This window comes from Acidimicrobiia bacterium, from assembly GCA_036271555.1.
Classification (GTDB): Bacteria; Actinomycetota; Acidimicrobiia; order IMCC26256; family PALSA-610; genus DATBAK01.
Genome location: DATBAK010000066.1, coordinates 1 through 20610, shown reverse-complemented (window position 1 = coordinate 20610; position 20610 = coordinate 1). Strand labels below are relative to the sequence as shown.

Below are 20610 nucleotides of genomic sequence, written 5' to 3'. Positions count from 1 at the left end.
CGCCATGGCGATCTCGTACTACACGTGCCCCTTGTGCGAGGCGACCTGTGGGCTCGAGCTGCACGTCGAGGACCGCGAGGTCACGCTCGTCCGCGGCGACAAGGACGACGTCTTCAGCCACGGCTACCTGTGCCCGAAGGGCACCGCGCTGCGCGCGCTCGAGCGCGATCCCGATCGCTTGCGGCGACCGCAGATCCGCACCGGCAGCGAGTGGCGCGAGGCGAGCTGGGACGCGGCGTTCGAGCTGATCGACGAGAACCTCACGCGCATCGTCGCCGAGCACGGGCCCGACGCGCTCGCGGTGTACCTCGGCAACCCGACCGCGCACAATTTGTCGGGGCTGCTCTACAACCGTCCGCTCCTCCAGGCCGCGCGCACGCGCAACGTGTACTCCGCGAGCACCGTCGACCAGATGCCGAAGCAGGTGTCGGCGGCGATGATGTTCGGCGCGGCGTTGAGCATTCCGGTCCCGGACGTCGACCGCACCGACTACCTGCTCGTGCTCGGCGCGAACCCGTTCGCGTCGAACGGCAGTCTCATGACCGCGCCCGACATCCCCGGTCGTCTGCGCGCGCTGCGCGGGCGCGGCGGCAAGCTCGTCGTCGTCGACCCGCGCCGGTCGAAGACGGCCGAGGAAGCCGACGAGCACTGCTTCATCCGGCCCGGCACCGACGCGCACTTCCTCGCCGCGCTGGTCAACGTGATCTTCGAGGACAACGTCGTCGACCTCGGCACGGTCGCCGACTGGGTGGTCGGCCTCGACGACGTGCGCGCTGTGGTCGCGCCGTTCACGCCCGAGGTCGTTGCGCCCGTGACGGGCATCGAAGCGTCGACGACGCGCCGCATCGCGCACGAGCTCGCGTCCGCGGCGACGGCCGCGGTGTACGGGCGTATCGGCACCTGCACCCAGGAGTTCGGCACGCTCGCGTCGTGGCTCGTCGACGTGCTCAACGTGGTGACGGGCAACCTCGACCGTCCGGGCGGCGCGATGTTCGCGAAGCCCGCGACCACCCCGTCGAGCACAGGCGCGCCGGGCAAGGGGCGGGGCGTGAAGTTCGGTCGCCGGCGCTCACGCGTGCGCGACCTGCCCGAGACGTTCGGCGAGCTGCCGGTCGTGTGCCTCGCCGAGGAGATCGAGACGCCCGGCGACGGGCAGGTGCGTGCGCTCATCACGGTCGCGGGCAATCCGGTCGTGTCGAATCCCGACGCGCGTCGTCTCGACCGCGCGTTCGCGTCGCTCGATTTCCTCGTGAGCATCGACATCTACCGCAACGAGACGACGCGCCACGCGCACGTGATCCTGCCCGCCGAGGGCGCGCTCGCGCGCGGGCACTACGACGTCGCGCTGTACTCGCTCGCGATCCGCAACGTCGCGAACTACTCGCCGCCGGTCTTCGACCTCGAGTCCGGCGAGATGCCGGAGTGGCAGGTCATGCTGCGGCTGGCGGCGATCTGCGCGGGCCAGGGCGCGCACGCCGACGTCGATGCCTTCGACGACATGATCGTCGCCGGCCTCGTGGAGAAGGCGACCGGCCGCAGTGGCAGCAACGTCGAAGGCCGCGACGCCGGCGAGCTGGTCGCAACGCTCGCGCAGCGCCGCGGTCCCGAGCGCGTGCTCGACTTCATGCTGCGCAACGGCGCCTACGGCGACGGCTTCGGTGCAACCGAAGCCGGGCTCTCGCTCGACGTTTTGCTCGCGAACCCGCACGGCGTCGACCTCGGACCTCTGCAACCGCGCGTTCCCGAGTGCCTGCGCACCGAGTCGGGGATGATCGAGCTCGCGCCCGCGCCGATCGTCGCCGACGTCGAGCGACTGCGCGCGTCGCTCGCGGAACATCGTGAGGGCACCCTCGTGCTCGTCGGCCGGCGCGATCTGCGCTCGAACAACTCGTGGATGCACAACGTCGAGGTGCTCGTGAAGGGCAAAGAGCGTTGCACGGTGCACGTGCACCCCGACGACGCCCGCCGCAGTGGCGTCGTCGACGGCGAGTGCGTGGTCGTCGCGTCCGCGACCGGTGAAGTGGAGCTGCACGCGGAAGTGACCGACGCGGTGATGCCCGGCGTCGTCAGCATCCCGCACGGTTGGGGTCACGACGCCGAGGGTGCGCAGCTGCGCGTCGCGCAGCGCCGGCCCGGTGCGAACAGCAACGTCCTCTCGAGCACCGACCGCTTCGATCCGCTCTCCGGGAACGCCGTCCTCAACGGCATCCCGGTGACGCTGACGCCCGCGCCGGCGTAATCGCGGCGCCGCGCCGGCGCCCAGCTAGCCCATCGCGACGATCGGGCTCGGAGGCCGACCGCCACCGAGGCCGCCGAGGAACGCCGCGTCGCCGAATCCGAAGATGCCGCCGTCGGCCGCGACGAAGCGATAGCCCTTGCCGGTCGGCGAGCGGCGCATGCCGACGATCGGGCTCACGAGGTGGATGCCGCCGGTCGACCCGTAGAAGTGCGCGTCGCCGAACGCGAAGATCCCGCCGTCGGAGGCGATCAACCAATAGCCGTGACCGCTCGGCGTCGGTTCCATGCCGACGATCGGTCGATTGAGATGGAGCGCGCCGGTCGACCCGTAGAAGTGCGCGTCGCCGAACGCGAAGATCCCGCCGTCGGACGCGACCAACCAGTAGCCACGGCCGGTCGGGGTCGCCGCCATCGACACGACGGGACGGTTGAGGTGCAGCGCTCCGGTCGATCCGTAGAAGTGTGCGTTCCCGAAGCTGAAGATGCCGCCGTCGGCCGCGACGAACCAGTAGCCGCCGCAATTGCTCGTCGCCGCCATCGACACGACCGGACGGTTGAGCCGCAGCGCGCCGGTCGATCCGTAGAAGTGCGCGTCGCCGAACGTGAAGACGCCGCCGTCGCGGCCGAGCAGCCAGTAGCCGTCGCGATCGGTGCGGCGGGCCATCGACACGATCGGCTGCGCGAGCGTGTGGCCGCCGAGGTCGCCGTGGAAGCCGGCGTTGCCGTACGCGTGCACGCCGCCGGCGGAGTCGACGAGCCAGTACCCGTCGTGCGCGGAGGTCGCGGGCAGGAACTCGCCGGCCACGACGACGCCCTGGTCGGGGAGTGAGTCGACCGGCTGCTCCGGGTCGCGCGGCACGACGCCCGCGTTCCAGATGAGGCGGGGCGCGTCGGCCAGCGCGTGCTCGGAGAAGCTGAGCGCGAGCTCCTTGCCCGAGCCGTACGCCGAGAAGCCCGCGGGGCCGACCGTCGTCCACGTGTTCGGATCGCACGTCGGTGTGGCAACGAGCACACCCTTCGGCACGTTGTTCGGGCCGAACACGCCGGCCGCGAGCACGTCGAACCCGACGCATCCGTTCCCGGGATCGTTGTCGGTGTCGATCTCGATCGCGAGGCTGTCGAAGGCCGCCGGTTGCACGGGCGCGGTGAGTGACACCGCGAGCCGCCAAGTGAGCGACTGGCAGTCGTAGGTGAGTCGATACGACGTCGCGTCGATGGGCGCGTCGCCGGGCGCGTCGCTGTAGTCGCGTTCCCAGCACAACGAGTCGGCGTGCGGACCATCCGCCGCGCGCGTGACCTGCGTCGACGCGAGCGCGTGCACCACCGCGGACGCCGAGCGCGGCATCGCGAACGAACGCGCCGAGGTCGTCGCGCCGAGCGGGGACGCGCCGAGCAACACCGTGGCGATGACGCACGCCACGAGCGGGGCACGGCGCGGGGGCATGCCATCCCACCTTTCGTCGGGCGCCGGCTGGAGGCCCGATATCGAGGTCGCGACTCGCGAGCAACCTACCCGCGCGCCCGCGCCGTCAAGCTGATGCCGGGCGGCTCAGGAGCGCGCGCTCTGCGCGAAAGCGGCCATACCTCTGAGGTAGTCGTCGCAGTTCTGGGTCTTTCCGACCGCAATGTCCTTCGCGTCGATGCCGCCGGGGAACTGCGCGGGCACGTAGTACTCGAAGCCGTCGCCCGCGATCGCGTCGACGATGCCCGCCGCGCAGTCGGCCGCGGGCACCTTCTCGATGTCGAACAGCGCGGCCTCGTTGTCGGGCTGTTCCCAGATCTCGGTGTCGATCGGACCGGGCAGCACGAGCTTCACCTCGACACCCGTGCCGTAGAGGTCGAGGAACATCGCCTCGCTCCAACCGCACATCGCGTATTTCGCGGCGTTGTACGCGGCCTCGTTCGCGATCGGGATGCGACCGCCCATGCTCGACACGAACATGATCATTCCGGAGCCGCGCTCGATCATCTTGGGGAGCAACGCGAGGCTCATGCGGACGGGGGAGTGGAAGTCGACGTCCATGAGCAACGTCACGTCGGCGGGCGTGAGCTTCGTGACCGGCGTGCGCTTCGGCATCGCGGCGTTGTTCACGAGGCCGTCGAGCCCGCCGAACGCGTCCCACGCTTCGAGCGCGACCTCCTCGGCGCGGTCGAGGTCGCCGAGATCGGCGGACCACATGCGCGACTCCGGCGCGTGCTTCCGGCACTCCGCGAGGACGGCCTCGAGCCGGTCCGCGCGCCGCGCCACGATCCCGACCGTCGCGCCCGCGGCCGCGAGTTGCGGCGCGAGCGCGGCGCCGATGCCCGAGGACGCGCCCGTGACGAGGATGCGAGAGCCCGCGATCTTCATGCCGCTCCTCCCGCGACCGCGGCGGCCTTGGTGACCGCGGTCAGCAGGTCTTCGGTCGTGACGCCCATCGTGGCGTCGGCCTGGTGCACGCTCGCGTCGTCCCACACCGATCCGATGCGCTTCCGCAGATCGTCGGCGTCGGCGGTCGAACCGCCGACAAGCGCGGTCGCGACGCGATCGAGCGTGTCGGGCGGGGCGACGTGCATGTCGCCGGCCATCATCGCGGCGACGATCGCTCCCGAGCCGTCGATCGCGAGGCCCGCGCGACACAGCTTCTTGCCCTTGTGGTTCGCGAAGCCGACGCGCGTCCCGGCGGGTGCCTCGGCGCGGAAGCGGTCGGACGAGATGCGCCGCACGCTGTCGTCGGTCGCGATGCGATTCGAGATCTTCACGAGCGCGGCCTGCTCGACGTCGGTGAGTGGCTCGTCGACGAGCTCGATGTCGGCGGCGCGCATCGCGGCGATGAGCGCGTCGCGGAACTCCTCGTACGTCACGTCGCGTCCCGCGACCTCTTGCGCGGTGCAGACGACCTCGCGCATGTCGGAGACGAGCTTGTCCTTGAACTTCTCGTCGGGGATGCGCACGACCTGGAGGTAGAGGTCGATGTTCGGCGGCCGGATGTTCAGGAACCCGCCGACGCTGATGATGCGGCCGAAGTCGCCCGACGACACACCGCCGAGCTTGCGGTCACGCTCCCAGCGCAGGTCCGCGGAGCCGCGGAACGTCACCTCGCCGAGGCCGATGCGGCCGAGCGCGTCGAGCACGATCGGCTTGACCCGCTCGATCTCGGCGTCGAGGTCGTCGTGGCCGGCGCCCTTCGGGAAGAGGACGCCCCACATCAGCGTGCAGCCCGAGTCGTAGAACGCGGTGCCGCCGCCGGCGAACGGACGCCGGATCACCTGCACGCCGAGCTCCGCGCAGCGTTCGAGGTCGAGCGTGTCGTCGACGTCGTCGAACCAGCCGACGTTGAGGTGCGTGCGGCCCCACACGCTCGTCTGCAGCGTCGGCTTGTTCGCCTCCGCGGTCGAGCGCGCGAGCACCGCCATCTGCGCGTTGTTCTCGAACGCGTCGACCGCGCCGAGATCGATGAACCGCCACCGTTCAGTCATGCACACGGCACTTTACGGTGGTGAAGCGCCGCAGCGGCGAGCGGACCGAGCGAGCGCCATCGCGATCTCCCATCCCGCGTCGCGGAGCGGCGAGCGTCGGCGGGTGGGTATCCCGGCCCGCAGCGAGCGCGACCCGTCAGATCCGTTCGCGCGATTCGCGCTCGGCCCATCCGAAGACGCCCTTCGACATCGTCGACGCTTCTGCACGCGCTCGCGCGCCGAACACGTCGGCGCGGACGCGGTGCACACCGGAGTCGTCGGGCGCGGCAAGCGCCGCGAGCTCGGCGAGATGACCGGCGAGTCGCAGCTCTCCGGCCGACGCGAGCTCCGACGCGCGTTGTGCGAGCGCGCTCGCGCCACCTGCGAGCGACGCGAGCTCGCGCGCGAGGTCACCGGCGGGCGCAGGCTTCAGGTGTGCGGGGTTGCCGTCCCACCAACCGCCGTAGAAGCGCCAGATCCCGCGCACGACGAACTCGGGCTCGTCGTAGATCGGTCGGAGATACGGCCGTTCGAGCAGCTCCTGCGGGCCGCGCACCGTGTGCACGATGTCGTCGAGGCGCGCGCCCTCGTTCATCATCGCGAGCGTCTGCTCGAGCAGCGATTCGAGGAGCGCGGCGGAGTCGAGCAGCGCGTGGCGCACGCGATCGGCACCGACGATCGGCAGGCCGTGACCGGGCAGGAGGATCTCGGCGTCGAGCGCGGCCATCTTCCGCATCGCGACCGCCCAGTCCGCCGCGTAGCGCTGCACCTTCTGCGGGTTGCCGCAGTTCGGCGACGCCCACACGAAGAGATCGCCGGTGCACAGCACGCGTCGCTCCGGGATCCACACCCACGTGCCGTCGTCGGTCTCGCCGCGGTCGTGACGCAGCTCGAAGTGCTCGCCGCCGACCTCGATCGAGAGCACGTCGCGGTACGTGAGATCGGGATAGCGGTACTCGACCGGCCACTGCAGCGCCGGCAGACCGAACTGCCGGCGATTGACGATCGCGTTGTACTCGGCCGTGCGCACGTAGCGCTCGAAGCGCGGCCCGATGAGCTCGTGCGCGATGACGCGCGGTGGTCGCCAGTCGTGTGCGCGCGCCTCCTCCTCGTAGAGCTCGACGCCGAAGACGTGGTCGATGTGACCGTGCGTGAAGATCGCGGTGTCGAGTCGCGCGTCCGACCAGTTGCGCACCGATGCGTGCACGAGCGCGGCGTGGAAGACGCCGCTCGTGTCGACGACGACGAGACCGTCCGCGGTCGAGAACACCGCGGAGTTCGCGAACGCCTGCACGAAGGCCACGCCCGGCTGTACCTCCGCGAGCTCGCCCGCGCCGCGGAACGGATGGTGCTCCTCGATGGGCAGCTCGCCCGTGAAGAGCCGGTCGGCGGTGAGGAGCAGGTCGTCGGGCATGGCCGAAGTCTGCATCGTCTGGTCGGGCTCGCAAGCTTCGCCCTCCTCGACGCCTCACGCGACAAGTCGGGCGGGCCACAGAGCGACCCGCGCCTCGGATGGTTGCTGCGCGAAATGGAAACGTGTTCTACTTTCGTGATGGCGTCGAATCCTGCGAGTGGGGCTGAGTCCGCGCCCGCGCCGACCGCGCTCGCGCGCAGCCAGGCCGCGCGCCGGCGCCGCGTCCTCGATGCGACGCTCGAGCTCGCGGCCGGCGGTGGGTTCGACGCGGTGCAGATGCGCGATGTCGCCGCGGCCGCGGACGTCGCGCTCGGCACGTTGTACCGCTACTTCTCCTCGAAGGAGCGGTTGCTGCTCGAGGCGATGGTGGAGCAACAGGAAGACCTGCGCGCGTACCTCGAGAAGCACCCCGCGCCCGGCGCGAACGCGGTCGAGCGCGTCGTGAACGTGCTCAGTCGCGCGAACGCGTCGTTGCGTCGCTATCCCGACGTCACCGCGGCAATGGTGCGCGCGTTCGGCGCGTCGAGGTCGGAGGACGCCGACATCGTCGAGCGCGTGAGCGTGATCATGACGCAGATCATCACCGGCGCGATCGGTGCCCAGAGCGAGCGCGACCGGCGCATCGCCCGCGTGCTGCAGCAGGTGTGGCTGTCGTCGCTCGTCGGCTGGGTCGGCGGCGTCGATCCTGCGAAGCGCGTCGACGAGGACTTGGACGCGGCTGCGAGGCTGCTCTTATCGTCGGGCTCGCAAGCTTCGCCCGACTGACGCCTCAGACCCCGGTCGAGGGCGCGCCGCTCGCTCTGCTCGCGCGCTGTTGCCGGAACGTTTGTTGGCCGCTTGCTCAGTTCCCGCCACGACGGGCGGGTTGCTTCGCGGACCGCCCGACTTGCCGACTGAGGCGTCCGGGGAGGGCGAAGCTTGCGAGCCCGACCAGAAAGCGTATCTACTTCGCGTCATGGAGCCGCATTACAACTTCGCCGACCTGTTCGAGATCGCGGCCGACAAGGTGCCCGACCGCGTTGCGATCATCGACCACAAGCGACGGGTCACGTACCGCGAGCTCGACGAGCGGACGAACCGGCTCGCCCACGCGATGCAGGACGGGGGCGTGCAAGCCGGCGACCACGTCGGCATCGACGCGACGAACTGCATCGAATGGCCCGAGGCCGCGCTCGCGCTCTACAAGCTGCGCGCGGTGCCGGTGAACGTCAACTTCCGCTACGTCGAGGAAGAGCTGCGGTACCTCTTCGAGAACTCCGACATCGTCGGCATCGTCTACATGCGCGAGTACGGCCCGGTGATCGCGAAGGCGCGCGACGCGCAACCGATGCTCACGCGCTTCTGGCGCATCGAGGACGAGAGTGGCGCCGACGACTCCGCGCTGAACGCCGTCGAGTTCGAGGACGCGATCGCTTCCGGGTCGCCCGAGCGCGACTGGCCCGAGCGGTCGAACGACGACATCTACCTCCTCTACACCGGCGGCACGACCGGCATGCCGAAGGGCGTGATGTGGCGCCAGGAGGACGTGTACTACGCGCTCGCCGGCGGCATCGACACGTTCACGAACGAGAAGGTCACGTCGCCCTACGCCGCGTCGGAGCGCATCAATCCCGACTTCGCGCTCGTGTCGCACCCGAGCCCGCCGCTCATGCACGGCGCGGGTCAGTTCGCGACCTTCCGCATGCTGTTCGAGGGTGGCACGCTCGTGTACCGGCCGAGCTTCGACGCGGAAGACGTGTTGCGTTCGATCGAGCGCGAGAAGATCAACGTGTTGATGGTGACGGGCGACGCGATGGCGCGCCCGCTGGCCGACGCGCTCGAGCGGTTGCAGGGTCAGATCGACTTGTCGTCGCTGCTGTCGTTCGGCAGCACGGCGGCGATCTTCTCGCAGACGGTGAAGGAGCAGTTGCGCGCGCTGCTCGGCCCGAACCTCGTGATGACCGACGCGATCGGCTCCACCGAGACCGGCATGAACGGCATCCGTGTCGTGCAGGACGGCGACGCGCCGAAGGAAGGCATCACGACGGTGCTCGCGTCGGCCGACACGACCGTGCTCGACGACGACCTGCAACCCGTCGCCCCCGGCTCCGGCACGGTCGGTCGCCTCGCGCGCGGCGGCAACATCCCGCTCGGCTACTACAAGGATCCCGAGAAGTCCGCGGCGACGTTCATCACCGACTCGGAAGGTCGACGCTGGTCGATCCCCGGCGACTTCGCGACGGTGGAGGCCGACGGTCGCATCACGCTGATGGGGCGCGGGTCGGTCTCGATCAACTCGGGCGGCGAGAAGGTCTTTCCCGAAGAGGTCGAGGGCGCGCTCAAGGCGCACCCCGACGTGTTCGACGTGCTCGTCGTCGGCGTGCCCGACGACCGTTGGGGAGAGCGTGTGACCGCAGTGATACAGCCGCGTGAGGGCCGCACGCCCGCGCTCGAAGATCTGGTCGCGCACTGTCGCGGCAAGGTCGCGAGCTACAAGATTCCGCGGCAGGTCTTTCTGGTCGAAATCGTGCCGAGACTCCCGAACGGAAAGCCCGATTACCCGAAGGCGAAGGCGACCGCGCTGCAACTCGTCGCGTCGGACGGCTAGCGTCGCCGCTCGTTGCGCTCCAGCCCGCGCAACCTGAGAGGCGGCCGGCTCAACCGCGCGGCCGCCGTTCCGATGATGACGTCGATGAACCGTCTGCTGCGCCCCCTCCTCGTTTGCCTCCTCGGCCTCGCGCTCGCGGTGCCGTTCGCCGCGATCGCGGTCTCACCCGCGGCCGCGTCGACGACGTCGCAGACGCCGGTGATGGGTCCGAACCTGCTCACCGCCGCGCAGCTGACGGCGTGGTACGACTCCGTCGGTCACGGCGCGCCGAACCTGCCGACGCTGCCCGGCGGAGTGGAGCAGCTCGCGCAGACCTTCATCGACCAAGGTCGACTGCAGGGTGTGCGCGGCGACATCGCGTTCGCGCAGTCGATGCTCGAGACCGGTTGGCTCACCTTCCCGAGCTACGGACAGATCCGCGGCAGCTTCAACAACTTCGCGGGTCTGTACGCGTACGACGGGCGGCGGCACGGCACCACCTGCGCCGACGAGAAGAAGTACGAGCCGACGCTTCCGTCGCGATGCTTCGCGACGCCCGCGGCCGGTGTCGCCGCGCAGCTCACGCTGCTGCGCGGCTACGCGGACCCGACGACGCGCGGCATGGGCCTCTCGCCGAGCCCGCCGAGCGACCGCATCGGTGTCGCGCCCATCTGGGAGGACTTCGGCGGTCAGAGCGGCGAGGCGATCTGGGCCTCGGCGCCGTACTACGGACTGCGCGTGCTGCAGCTCTACTCCGAGGCGCTCGTCCACAGCGGCGCGCGTTCCGCGTGCCTGCCGTACTCGCCGAACCTGCCCGGTCAGGTCTCGGGGAGCGGCTACTGGGTCGTCACGGCGAACGGCTCGATCTACTCGTTCGGCAACGCCGCGTATCACGGCGGCATGGCCGGCCATCACCTCAACGCGCCGATCACCGGCGCGGAGGCGACCGCGACCGGCAACGGCTACTGGCAGCTCGGTCGCGACGGCGGCATCTTCTCGTTCGGTGACGCGACGTTCCACGGCTCGACCGGTGGCATCCACCTGAACAAGCCCGTCAACGGCATGGAGCGCACGACGTCCGGTCACGGCTACTGGCTCGTCGCCGACGACGGCGGCATCTTCTCGTTCGGTGACGCCGCGTTCCACGGTTCGACCGGTGCGATCCACCTGAACAAGCCGGTCATCGGCATGGAGCGCACCGCGTCGGGTCACGGCTACTGGCTCGTGGCCTCCGACGGCGGCATCTTCTCGTTCGGTGATGCGCACTTCTACGGATCGACGGGCGCGGCGAACCTCCCGTCGCCGATCGTCGGAATGCAGCGCACGCCCGACGGCAAGGGCTACTGGATGCTGCGGGCCGACGGCGCGATCTATGCCTTCGGCGACGCGCAGAACTACGGCAGCGTCGTCGGCTGTGCGAACTACCACGGCGCCCGTTCGCTGCTCGTGAGCCCCGACGGCAAGGGCTACTGGATCGAGACCAACGACGGCAGCGTCATCGCGCTCGGCGACGCCCGCAAGCTCGGCATGCCGGCCTCGATCACCGCCGCACCCGTCGGACTCATGCTCGCGCACTGAGTTTTCTGGTCGGGCTCGCAAGCTTCGCCCTCCTCGACGCCTCAGTCGCCGGTTCGGACGGGCCGCACCGCGACCCGTCCGTTCTGGTGGGAGCGTCTGAGTTTTCTGGTCGGGCTCGCAAGCTTCGCCCGCGATCATCAATAGTGGCGTTGGAGCTCGTTCGCGTAGTGGAGTCCGAGGGTCGCTGCGTGCTCCGCGAGCCAGTCGGTGATGCGCGTCGGCGCGGTGTCAGCGCCGTCGGTGTCGGCGAGACCGTCGGCCATCGCGTGGTACTCGTCGCGCGTGAGGAGCACGTCGCGCAGCATGCGATTCAACACGGACGAGATCGGCGGCAGGAACGCGCCCGGGATCCGCACGACGCGCGCGCGGCTGCCGACCGCGTCGCGCACCGCGAGCACGAGCTCGGTGAATGTCGGCCGGTCGGGTCCGACCGCGTCGACGATGCGATCGTCGACGTCGAGTGCCGACGCCAGCGCGAGATCGGCGAGGTCGTCGACATGGATCGGTCGGATGCGGTAGTGGCCGTCGCCGCCGACCGCGAAGACCGGCAGCCGGCGCAGCAACCAGGCGATGTTGTTCACCAGCACGCCGTTGCCTCCGAACAGGATCGCAGGCCGCAGAATCGTGTACCCGACGCCGGTCTCGGCGAGCGCCCGCTCGACCAACGCCTTGCCCCGGAAGTACGGATACGGCGAGTCGATCGACGGATTCGTGATGCTCACGTGCACGATGCGCTGTACGCCGGCCTGACGCGCCGCGTGGAACAACGCGCGGGAGTTCTCGATCGCGAGCGCATGGTCGGTGCGGCCGTGCGCGAACCGCACCCAGTACGTGTTGTAGAGGGTCGTCGCGCCGTCGAGCGCGCGTACGAGACCCGGCAGGTCGGCAAAGTCGAGCGACCGCACGTCGATCGGTGACCCGAGTGGCGCCCGGTCCGAGTGGCCGGTGAGCGTGCGCACCGCGCGACCCTGCGCCAGGAGCCGGTTCGCGATGGCACTGCCGCTGTACGAGAACGCGCCGGTCACGACGTCGAGCCCGGTATCGGTGCGGCGGTGGGCAGTGGTGGCGACGTGCGGAGTCATCGATCCTCCTCGGACGCGGGCATTGCGGTGAACGCGGCCGCGAAACGCGCCGCATGGTCGAAGAGTGAGCGCGCAGGCGCGCGGTCGTCGTCGAGGTGGCTCAGCATCTCCATGCCGAGGTAGAGCGCGACGACCGCGTACGCCGCGTCCTCGACGGGCAGCAGCGCGGCGAACGGCGACGCGGCGAGCGCGTCGACGATGCGATCACGCGCGAACGTGCGCCAGGGTGCGAGGCGTTGCGCGACCTGCGCGCCGAGCTCGGGTGATGTCGCCGCGCCCGCGATCATCTCCACGAGCACGGTGACGTAGCCCTCGTCGAGGTCCTCGCGGAAGATCTCGCCCGCGACCGCGACCAGCTCGCGTGGGTCGTGCACGCCGTCAACCGCCGCGGAGTAGCGCGCGAGCCGGCGCGCGCTCACCTCGTCGAGCGCGGCGAGCAGCAGTTCGGCGACGGAGCCGAAGTGGTAGAAGACGAGGCTCTGATTGACGCCCGCGCGTCCCGCGATCGCGCGAGCGCTGGCACCGCCGAAGCCGTCGTGGCGCAGGCTCTCGATGGCTCCGTCGACGAGCGCCTGGCGGGTCGCGTGGGTGGCCGGCGTCCGCTCCATCGGCCGGCTCACCCGTCCTGCCTTCGCCATCCCGGCTCCGATCCGCCGCCTTCTTGAGCAGTTGCTCAAATCATACGCTCGATCGGCGCACCGATCGAATCGAGCCTGGTGGCGGGCAGGCGTGGATAGAGTCGACCGCAGCAGCACCACCCACGGGGAGCTCGGGGAAGCCGGGCTGAGAGGGTGACCGCGTGCCGGCCGAGCCGGCGCATCGTCACCGACCCCTCGAACCTGCTCCGGGTAATGCCGGCGGAGGGAGGGACATGAGTCGGGCCGACGAGCCGTCGGCGTGCACCGCGATCGTGCTCGCGGGCGGTGACCGCGCGCCGGCGTCGCTGCGCGCGCGGCTCCCGCACGCCGATCTCGTGATCGCCGCCGACGGTGGGCTCGCGCAGGCCGCTGCGCTGGGGCTCACGGTCGACGTCGTGGTCGGCGACTTCGATTCCGTGAAGCCCGACGACCTCGCCGCGGCGGAGGACGCCGGCGCGCGCGTCGAGCGCCACCCTGCGGCGAAGGAGCACACCGACCTCGAGCTGGCGCTGATCGCGGCGCGCGATCGCGCTGCGACGCGCGTGGTCGTCGTTGGGGCGTGGGGTGGTCGCGTCGACCACGAGCTCGCCAACCTCTTGCTGCTCGGCTCTGACGACTACGCGTCGCTCGCGCTCGAGGCGATCGACGCGCGCGGCCGCGTGATCGCGGTGCGCGACACGTGCGAGATCACGGGCGCGCCCGGCGATCTCGTCACGCTGCTCGCGGTCGGCGGCGCGGCGAAGGGCGTCCGCACGACGGGCCTGCGCTACCCGCTGCACGGCGAGACGCTCGCGCCGGGCTCCAGCCGCGGCGTGAGCAACGAGCTCGTCGAAACCGTCGCGACCGTCTCTGTGGCCACCGGCGTCGTGCTCGTGGTCGCGCCCGATACAGGAGTCGTGTGATCATGCGTCGCCTTCTGATTCTCGCGATCGCGGTGACCCTCGTGCTCGCCGCGTGCGGCAGCCGCGCGTCGTCGACATCGAGCGGCGGATCGGGCCCGCAGACGATCACGCTCCTCACGCACGACGCGTTCGCGGTGTCGAAGCCGGTGCTCGCGTCGTTCACCGCGCAGACCGGCATCAAGGTGAAATTGCTGAAGGGCGGCGACGCCGGCGCGGAGCTGAACCAGGCGATCCTCACGAAGGGCGATCCGATCGCCGACGTGATGTACGGCACCGACAACACGTTCCTCTCGCGCGCCGTCGACGCCGGGATCCTCGAGCCGTACACCGCGAAGGGTCTCGCCCTCGTGCCGCAGAAGTACCAGCTCGACCCGACGCACCGGATGACGCCGATCGACTACGGCGACGTGTGCGTGAACTACGACGAGAAGTGGTTCGGCGACCACCACGTCGCGCCGCCGATTTCGCTCGCGGATCTCACGAAGCCCGCGTACAAGGGCCTCACCGTCGTCGAGAACCCGTCGACGTCGTCGACCGGGCTCGTGTTCCTGCTCGCGACCGTCGCGAAGTTCGGCACCGACGGATGGCAGCAGTACTGGAAGGACTTGAAGGCGAACCGAGTGCTCGTCGAGGCGTCGTGGGACGCCGCGTACGACGGTTCCTTCACGGCGGGCGGCGGGAACGGCACGCGTCCGATCGTGGTGTCGTACGGCTCGAGCCCGCCGGCCGACGTCGTCTACTCGAGCCCGAAGAAGTCGAAGCCGTCGGTCGGCGTCGTCACCGACGGATGCTTCCTGCAGGTCGAGCTCGCGGGCATCTTGAAGGGCACGCACCACCTCGAGGCCGCGCAGAAGCTCGTCGACTTCCTGCTGTCGGAGAAGTTCCAGGCCGACATGCCGCTGCAGATGTACGTGTACCCGACTCGGCGCGGCACGCCGTTGCCGAAGGTGTTCACCGACTTCGCGGTGATCCCGTCGCACCCGCTGACGTTGGCGCCGGCGACGATCAGTGCGCACCGTGACGCGTGGATCGAGCAGTGGAACCGGATCGTTCTGCACTGATCCGCGGCCGATTCGCGCGTGGCGGGCTCGTCGTCGTGCCGCTCGCGTTCCTCGGCGCGTTCTTTGCGTACCCGCTCGTCGCGATCCTCGGGCGCGGGTTGGTGCCGCGCGGTCACGTCGACTTCGCCGCCATCGGCGACGTCCTTTCCGATCCGACGTTGCGCGAGGTCGCGTGGTTCACGTTGTGGGAGGCGGTGATCTCGACCGCGCTCACGCTGATCGTCGGGCTGCCCGCGGCGTTCGTGCTCGCCCGCTTCGCGTTCCCGGGTCGGCGGCTCGTGCGCTCGCTCGTCGTCGTGCCGTTCGTCCTGCCGACGGTCGTCGCGGCGGCGGCGTTCCAGGCGCTCCTCGGACCGGGCGGACCGCTCGCGGGCCTGCACCTGCTGCCCGGCGTCGCGGCGATCCTGATCGCGCACGTGTTCTTCAACGTCGCCGTCGTCGTGCGCATCGTCGGCACGATGTGGGAGAACCTCGATCCGTCGCGCGAGGAAGCGGCACGGATGCTCGGCGCGTCCCGGTTGCGCGCGTTCCGGCACGTGACCCTGCCGCTGCTCGCGCCCGCGATCGTCGCCGCCGCGTCGATCGTGTTCCTGTTCACGTTCTCGTCGTTCGGGATCGTGCTGCTGCTCGGCGGTCCGGCGCGGTCGACGCTCGAGACCGAGATCTACCTGCGCACGACCGAGTTCCTCGACCTCCGGCACGCCGCCGCGCTCGCGATCGTGCAGATCGTCACCGTCGTGGGCGCGCTGCTCGTGCTCACGCGCGTGCAGGAACGGATGGCGGTGGGGCAGCGGCAGGTGTCGGCACACGACACCGCGCGCCCGCCGCGCGGCGCGGGTGCGCGCGCGTTCCTCGGCGGCACGCTCGCGGTGCTCGCGCTGTTGCTCGGCGCGCCGCTCGCCATGCTCGTCGCCCGCTCGTTCTCGGGTGGCTCCGGCGGCCCGAGCCTCGCCGCGTACCGAAGCCTGTCGCAGCCGGGCTCGGCGCTGTTCGTCGCGCCGTCGGACGCGATCCGCAACTCGCTGTTGTTCGCGTTGCTCGCGACCTTGATCGCGCTCGTCGTCGGCGGTGCGGCGGCGTTCGCCCTCGCGCCCCGCCGTACCGGCGGCCGGCGCGCGCTCGACATCCTGTTGATGCTCCCGCTCGGCACGTCGGCCGTGACGATCGGCTTCGGCTTCCTCATCGCGCTCGATCGACCGCCACTCGACCTGCGATCGAGCCCGCTCCTCATCCCGCTCGCGCACGCGGTGGTGGCGATCCCGTTCGTCGTGCGCACGGTCGTGCCCGCGCTGCGCTCGATCGACCCGCGCCTGCGCGAGGCGGCGGCGACGATGGGCGCGTCGCCCGCGCGCGTCGCGCGTGAGGTCGACTTCCCGATCGTCGGGCGCGCGTTCGTCGTCGCCGCGGGCTTCGCGGCGGCGGTCTCGCTCGGCGACTTCGGCGCGACCGCGTTCATCGCGCGCCCGAACACGCCGACGGTGCCGATCGCGATCTTCCGATTGCTGAGCCTGCCCGGTTCGCTCAACTTCGACCGCGCGATGGCGCTGAGCACGGTGCTCATGCTGCTCACCGCGCTCGTCGTCGTCGGCCTCGAACGCCTGCGCCTCGGCGCGCTGGCCGAGTTCTGACCGTGCTGGAGATGGACGACGTCTCGGTGGTGCTCGGTGGGAAGCGCATCCTCGACGGGGTGAGCCTCACCCTCGCCGCCGCGGAGACGGTCGCGCTGCTCGGGCCGAGTGGGAGCGGCAAGAGCACGCTGCTGCGCGCGGTCGCGGGCCTCGAGCGGCTCGACGGTGGCCGCATCTCCTTCGGCGGCGACGATCTTGCCGACATCCCACCGCACCGGCGCGGCTTCGGCCTCATGTTCCAGGACGGCGCGCTGTTCCCGCACCGCGACGTGCGTGGCAACGTGGAGTTCGGTCTGCGCATGGCGGGCATGGCTGCGTCGGAGCGAACCGCCGTCGTCGACGACGCGCTCGCGCTCGTCGGTCTCGATGGATTCGCGGACCGGCGGGTCGCGAAGCTCTCGGGCGGTGAGCAGCAGCGGGTCGCGCTCGCGCGCACCCTCGCTCCGAAGCCGCGTTTGCTCATGCTCGACGAGCCGCTGGGCTCACTCGACCGGCTGCTGCACGACCGTCTCGTCGACGATCTGCGGGCGCTGCTGCGCGCGTCCGCGCTGCCGACGCTCGTCGTCACGCACGATCACGACGAAGCCCGCGCGCTCGCCGATCGTGTCGCGCTGCTCCGCGACGGCCGCATCGTGCAGCAGGGTCCGCTCGCCGAGATCGAGCAGCACCCGGTCGACGAGTGGGTGGCGCGCTTCCTCGGCCGCCCACTCGCTTAGCTCCGGCGTCGCCCGCTCCGCATTGCGCCGAACAGACCGACCGCGCTCGCCGGGAGCGCCGTCACCACCACGATCGGGGCCGCGAGGAGCACGAAGCCCGCGCCGATGTTCGCGCCGTCGACGGCCGCACTGAACACTCGACCGCCCCATCCGACGAACGCGCCGAGCGCGGCCAGCGGGAACAGGGCGAGCCGCCAGGTGCTCGGCAGGCGGTGGTCGCGCCGCGCCGACCAGAGGGCGAATGCGCACGTTCCCAACGCCGCGATCGCGAGCAGCCCGCCGACCGTCACCGCGACCGACGGAACGTCGGGCGCGCGCCACGTGTAGTCCGAGCCGTTGGACTCCGAGAGGTCGCCGACGATCCACCACGTGGCGATCGGCGTCGCGGCCAGCACGGTGATCGCGCTGAGCACGAGGAGTCGCGTGCCCGAACGCCTCTCCGACCCGGATGGGAGCGCGCGACCGATGTGGTCGTCACTCCCCATCGTCAGCGCGAACGCCGGCGCGTCGCGCCGCTAGTTGCCCGACGGCGGCGCGGGCGGCGGGGGCGGCGACTGGTCGTGCGGCGGCGCGATGTCGGACGCGTCGTTGGCCGACGCCGGCGCCTCGTTCGTGAGGAAGCTCCAGAACGCGTCGACCCGGCGCCCGTACTCGGCGTCGCCGAGTTGCTTCGACTTCCACTGCTCGGTGATGCCGATCATCTCGAGCGCGAGATGCTCCGACGCCTTCGGGACCTCGCGTTGCCAGTTGCAGATCGGGCACATCAGCATGCGCTTCTTCGAGATCGGGATCACCGGAATGAAGAAGAGCGAGAAGTAACGCGTCACGATGAGGTAGACGAGCACGACCTCGTTGTGGCAACGCGGGCAGCTGGCCGCGACGCAGCCGCCGTGTTGCTTTGCCCGGCGGCGCATCCCGAAGATGATGATCGGCATGAGCCGTATCCTACGAGGATGCCGGGTGGGCAACGGAACGGCCCCGACGACGAGCATGCAGGTCTCGTCGAGTATCTGAGGTCGGTGGGCATCGCCGACGACGACATCGCGGCGAACGAGGGCGTGCTCCTCAGCCTCGCCTCGCGACGCGTGCTGTTCGGCGACGAGCCGCGGATGACGGTCGACGAGGTCGCCGACGCCGCCGGCTGTGACGCCGAGCTCGTGCGTCGCGTGCGGCTCGCTGCGGGGTTGCCCGATCCGGGCGCTGCGCCCGCGTGCAGCCGCCTCGAGGTCGTCGTCATGCAGTCGTTCCTGCTCGGCGTCGACGCGATCGGCGAGAACGAGACCCTGCAGTTCACGCGCGTGCTCGGCAACGCGACCGCGGGGCTCGCCGAGGCCGCGCTCGCGACGTTCGCGAGCAACCGCCAGGCGTCGCTCGTCGAAGAGGGTGAGTCGCTCGCGGGCATCGCGCGCGCCGGCGCGGAGGCGACGGTCGCGCTCCTGTCGGTCGCGCCCGTGCTCGACGTCCTGTTGCGGTTGCACTTCGAAGCCGCGAGCACCGGTCGTTTCTCGAGCCAGGAACCCGCGCCGCGCATGTCGCTCTCGGTTGCGTTCGTCGACCTCGTCGAGTCGACTCGGTTGACGCTCGCCTTGCCCGAACGCGAGCTGTCGGCCGCGCTCAGCGACTTCGAGCGCGACGCGTCCGATGTTGTCGTCGCCTCGGGTGGACGGGTCGTCAAGCGCATCGGCGACGCCGTCATGTTCGTGGCATCCGATGCGGCGCAGGCGTGCCGGGCCGCGACGACAATCCTGGATCGCGTTGCCGCGCACCCACAGCTTCATGCGGCCCGCGCCGCGGTCGCGGCGGGCGACGTGCTGCCGCGCGACGGCGACTACTTCGGCGCGCCCGTGAACCTCGCGGCGCGCGCCGTGCCGATCGCGGAACCGGGGGCGATCGTGGTGACGCGCGAAGTCCGTGACGCGCTGCCGGCGCACGACTGGCACGTCGTCGACCTCGGCGCGCACTCGCTCAAGGGCTTCGACGACCCGGTGGAGCTGTTCGCGATCTCGCCGACGAGCTGACCGCCCTTCGGGCGATCGCGCGGGATCCCGCGCCGGTTCGAGGCGTCAGGAGCGGCGAGCAGCCGCGGGTCGGGTATTCCGGCCCGCAGCGAGCGCGACCATCAGGACAGCCCGCGGGCGAGCACGCCGTCGACCACGAGGTCGTCGATCTCGGCGGGCGTGAAGCCCCAGTCGCCGAGCGCGGCGTCGGTGTCGGTGCCCGCGGCGACGGCCGAGCGCGTCACCTCCATCGGCGTGCGGTCGAAGCGGGGTGCGGGCGCAGGATGCGCGGCCCCTTCGACGTCGATGAACGTGTTGCGCGCGACGTTGTGCGGGTGCGATCGCGCTTCGGTCATCGTGAGCACCGGCGCGAAGCACACCTCGTGCCCGTCGAACACCGCGCACCAATCGGCGCGCGTCTTCGTCTTGAACACCTCGGCGAACTTCACCTTGAGCTCGGGCCAGCGTTCGCGGTCCATCTGCGACTCGGGCCCGAGATCCGCAACACCCATGAGCGAGATGAGGTTCGCGTAGAACTTCGGCTCGTACGCGCCGACCGAGATCCACTCGCCGTCGCTCGTCTCGTACACGTTGTAGAAGTGCGCGCCGCCGTCGGGGAAGTTCGTGCCGCGCGGGCCCCACGTGCCCATCGAGTCGAGCCCGACGAACACGTTCAGCAGCTGCGCGCTGCCGTCGACCATCGCGGCGTCGATCACCTGACCCTCGCCGGAACGCGCCCGTTCGAGCAGCGCGGCGAGGATGCCCGACACGAGCAGCGCGCCGCCACCACCGAAGTCGGCGATGAGGTTGATCGGGAACACCGGTGGTCCACCCGCGGATCCGAACGACGCCAACGCGCCGGCGAGCGCGATGTAGTTGATGTCGTGGCCGACGTCGTTCGCGAACGGGCCGTCCTGACCCCAACCCGTCATGCGGCCGTAGACGAGGCGCGGGTTACGCGCGCGACACGCGTCGGGACCGATGCCGAGCCGTTCGGCGACGCCGGGCCGGAAGCCTTCGATGAGCACGTCGGCCTGCTCGCACAATCGCAGCACGATCTCGGCGGCACCCGGTGCCTTGAGGTCGATCGCCGCGCTGCGCCGGCCGCGGTCGAGCACCGAGTATGGCGACACGAAGCTCTGCCCGCCGACGGTCGCGCCGTTCGGCGCGTCGCTCGCGCGGTCGAGGCGCAGCACCTCGGCGCCGAGGTCGGCGAGCAACATGCCCGCGAACTGCATCGGCCCGATGTTCGGGATCTCGATGACCTTCACGCCCTCGAGCGGACCCATGCGACGCGCTCCTTCAGCTCGTGAGCCCGAAGACCCGCTCGGCGTTCTCGCGCAGGAACTTCG

18 protein-coding genes and 1 riboswitch are annotated in these 20610 nt (G+C 70.6%); of the genes, 9 read left to right on the top strand and 9 right to left on the bottom strand.

The features are described from left to right. The first annotated feature begins 4 nt into the window (after positions 1-4). Positions 5-2239 carry a molybdopterin-dependent oxidoreductase gene (locus tag VH914_16055; protein ID HEX4492722.1) on the top strand — a complete coding sequence of 745 codons (2235 nt, stop codon included), beginning with the start codon at positions 5-7 and terminating at the stop codon, positions 2237-2239. 24 nt (positions 2240-2263) lie between these two features. Here VH914_16055 and VH914_16050 read toward each other — a convergent pair whose 3' ends face one another. The 4 genes from VH914_16050 to VH914_16035 all read right to left on the bottom strand — a co-directional run bounded on the left by VH914_16050 (position 2264) and on the right by VH914_16035 (position 7090). Beyond that, positions 2264-3682: a hypothetical protein gene (locus tag VH914_16050; protein ID HEX4492721.1), complete on the bottom strand. Its 1419-nt coding sequence runs from the start codon at positions 3680-3682 to the stop codon at positions 2264-2266. Between the two features lie 105 nt (positions 3683-3787). Then, positions 3788-4588: an SDR family NAD(P)-dependent oxidoreductase gene (locus tag VH914_16045; protein ID HEX4492720.1), complete on the bottom strand. Its 801-nt coding sequence runs from the start codon at positions 4586-4588 to the stop codon at positions 3788-3790. Continuing rightward, entirely contained in the window at positions 4585-5697 is a 1113-nt protein-coding gene (locus VH914_16040) for a hypothetical protein (protein HEX4492719.1), read from the bottom strand. The genes VH914_16045 and VH914_16040 overlap by 4 nt, the downstream gene beginning before the upstream one ends. Before the next feature lie 136 nt (positions 5698-5833). Next, complete coding sequence (locus VH914_16035) at positions 5834-7090, bottom strand: alkyl sulfatase dimerization domain-containing protein (GenBank protein ID HEX4492718.1); 1257 nt, start codon at positions 7088-7090, stop codon at positions 5834-5836. Between the two features lie 138 nt (positions 7091-7228). Between VH914_16035 and VH914_16030 the strand changes: the two genes are divergently transcribed. From VH914_16030 to VH914_16020, 3 genes are all read left to right on the top strand, one after another. Then, positions 7229-7855: a TetR family transcriptional regulator gene (locus tag VH914_16030; GenBank protein ID HEX4492717.1), complete on the top strand. Its 627-nt coding sequence runs from the start codon at positions 7229-7231 to the stop codon at positions 7853-7855. Positions 7856-8045: 190 nt separating this feature from the next. After that, positions 8046-9677, top strand: coding sequence for an acyl-CoA synthetase (locus tag VH914_16025; GenBank protein ID HEX4492716.1), 1632 nt, complete (start codon positions 8046-8048; stop codon positions 9675-9677). A gap of 84 nt (positions 9678-9761) precedes the next feature. Further along, a complete protein-coding gene (locus VH914_16020) occupies positions 9762-11234 on the top strand; it encodes a glucosaminidase domain-containing protein (GenBank protein HEX4492715.1) in 1473 nt (490 codons plus the stop codon). Positions 11235-11371: 137 nt separating this feature from the next. Here the strand turns inward: VH914_16020 and VH914_16015 are convergent, their stop codons facing one another. Beyond that, positions 11372-12316: an NAD(P)H-binding protein gene (locus VH914_16015; protein ID HEX4492714.1), complete on the bottom strand. Its 945-nt coding sequence runs from the start codon at positions 12314-12316 to the stop codon at positions 11372-11374. Beyond that, entirely contained in the window at positions 12313-12954 is a 642-nt protein-coding gene (locus VH914_16010) for a TetR family transcriptional regulator (protein ID HEX4492713.1), read from the bottom strand. The genes VH914_16015 and VH914_16010 overlap by 4 nt, the downstream gene beginning before the upstream one ends. A gap of 113 nt (positions 12955-13067) precedes the next feature. Further along, positions 13068-13199, top strand: a riboswitch (TPP riboswitch). On the opposite strand from VH914_16010, the gene VH914_16005 reads away from it, so the two are divergent. The 4 genes from VH914_16005 to VH914_15990 all read left to right on the top strand — a co-directional run bounded on the left by VH914_16005 (position 13188) and on the right by VH914_15990 (position 17261). Continuing rightward, positions 13188-13856: a thiamine diphosphokinase gene (locus VH914_16005; protein HEX4492712.1), complete on the top strand. Its 669-nt coding sequence runs from the start codon at positions 13188-13190 to the stop codon at positions 13854-13856. It overlaps the preceding riboswitch by 12 nt. Before the next feature lie 2 nt (positions 13857-13858). Further along, complete coding sequence (locus VH914_16000) at positions 13859-14917, top strand: thiamine ABC transporter substrate-binding protein (GenBank protein HEX4492711.1); 1059 nt, start codon at positions 13859-13861, stop codon at positions 14915-14917. Then, positions 14893-16545 (top strand): iron ABC transporter permease, encoded by a 1653-nt coding sequence (locus VH914_15995; GenBank protein HEX4492710.1) that lies wholly within the window; start codon positions 14893-14895, stop codon positions 16543-16545. The genes VH914_16000 and VH914_15995 overlap by 25 nt, the downstream gene beginning before the upstream one ends. Before the next feature lie 11 nt (positions 16546-16556). After that, complete coding sequence (locus VH914_15990) at positions 16557-17261, top strand: ABC transporter ATP-binding protein (GenBank protein ID HEX4492709.1); 705 nt, start codon at positions 16557-16559, stop codon at positions 17259-17261. On the opposite strand, the gene VH914_15985 is transcribed toward VH914_15990, so the two are convergent. Together VH914_15985 and VH914_15980 are read right to left on the bottom strand one after the other, a co-directional pair. After that, on the bottom strand, positions 17258-17746 hold the full coding sequence (locus tag VH914_15985; protein HEX4492708.1) for a hypothetical protein: 489 nt from the start codon (positions 17744-17746) through the stop codon (positions 17258-17260). The two genes, VH914_15990 and VH914_15985, sit on opposite strands and share 4 nt — an antisense overlap. A 30-nt stretch (positions 17747-17776) precedes the next feature. Continuing rightward, positions 17777-18196, bottom strand: a complete 420-nt coding sequence (locus VH914_15980) for a zinc ribbon domain-containing protein (GenBank protein ID HEX4492707.1) — start codon at positions 18194-18196, stop codon at positions 17777-17779. An 18-nt stretch (positions 18197-18214) separates the two neighbouring features. On the opposite strand from VH914_15980, the gene VH914_15975 reads away from it, so the two are divergent. Beyond that, positions 18215-19279, top strand: coding sequence for an adenylate cyclase regulatory domain-containing protein (locus VH914_15975; protein ID HEX4492706.1), 1065 nt, complete (start codon positions 18215-18217; stop codon positions 19277-19279). 101 nt (positions 19280-19380) lie between these two features. Here the strand turns inward: VH914_15975 and VH914_15970 are convergent, their stop codons facing one another. After that, positions 19381-20547, bottom strand: a complete 1167-nt coding sequence (locus VH914_15970) for a CaiB/BaiF CoA-transferase family protein (protein ID HEX4492705.1) — start codon at positions 20545-20547, stop codon at positions 19381-19383. Positions 20548-20610 lie beyond the last annotated feature (63 nt).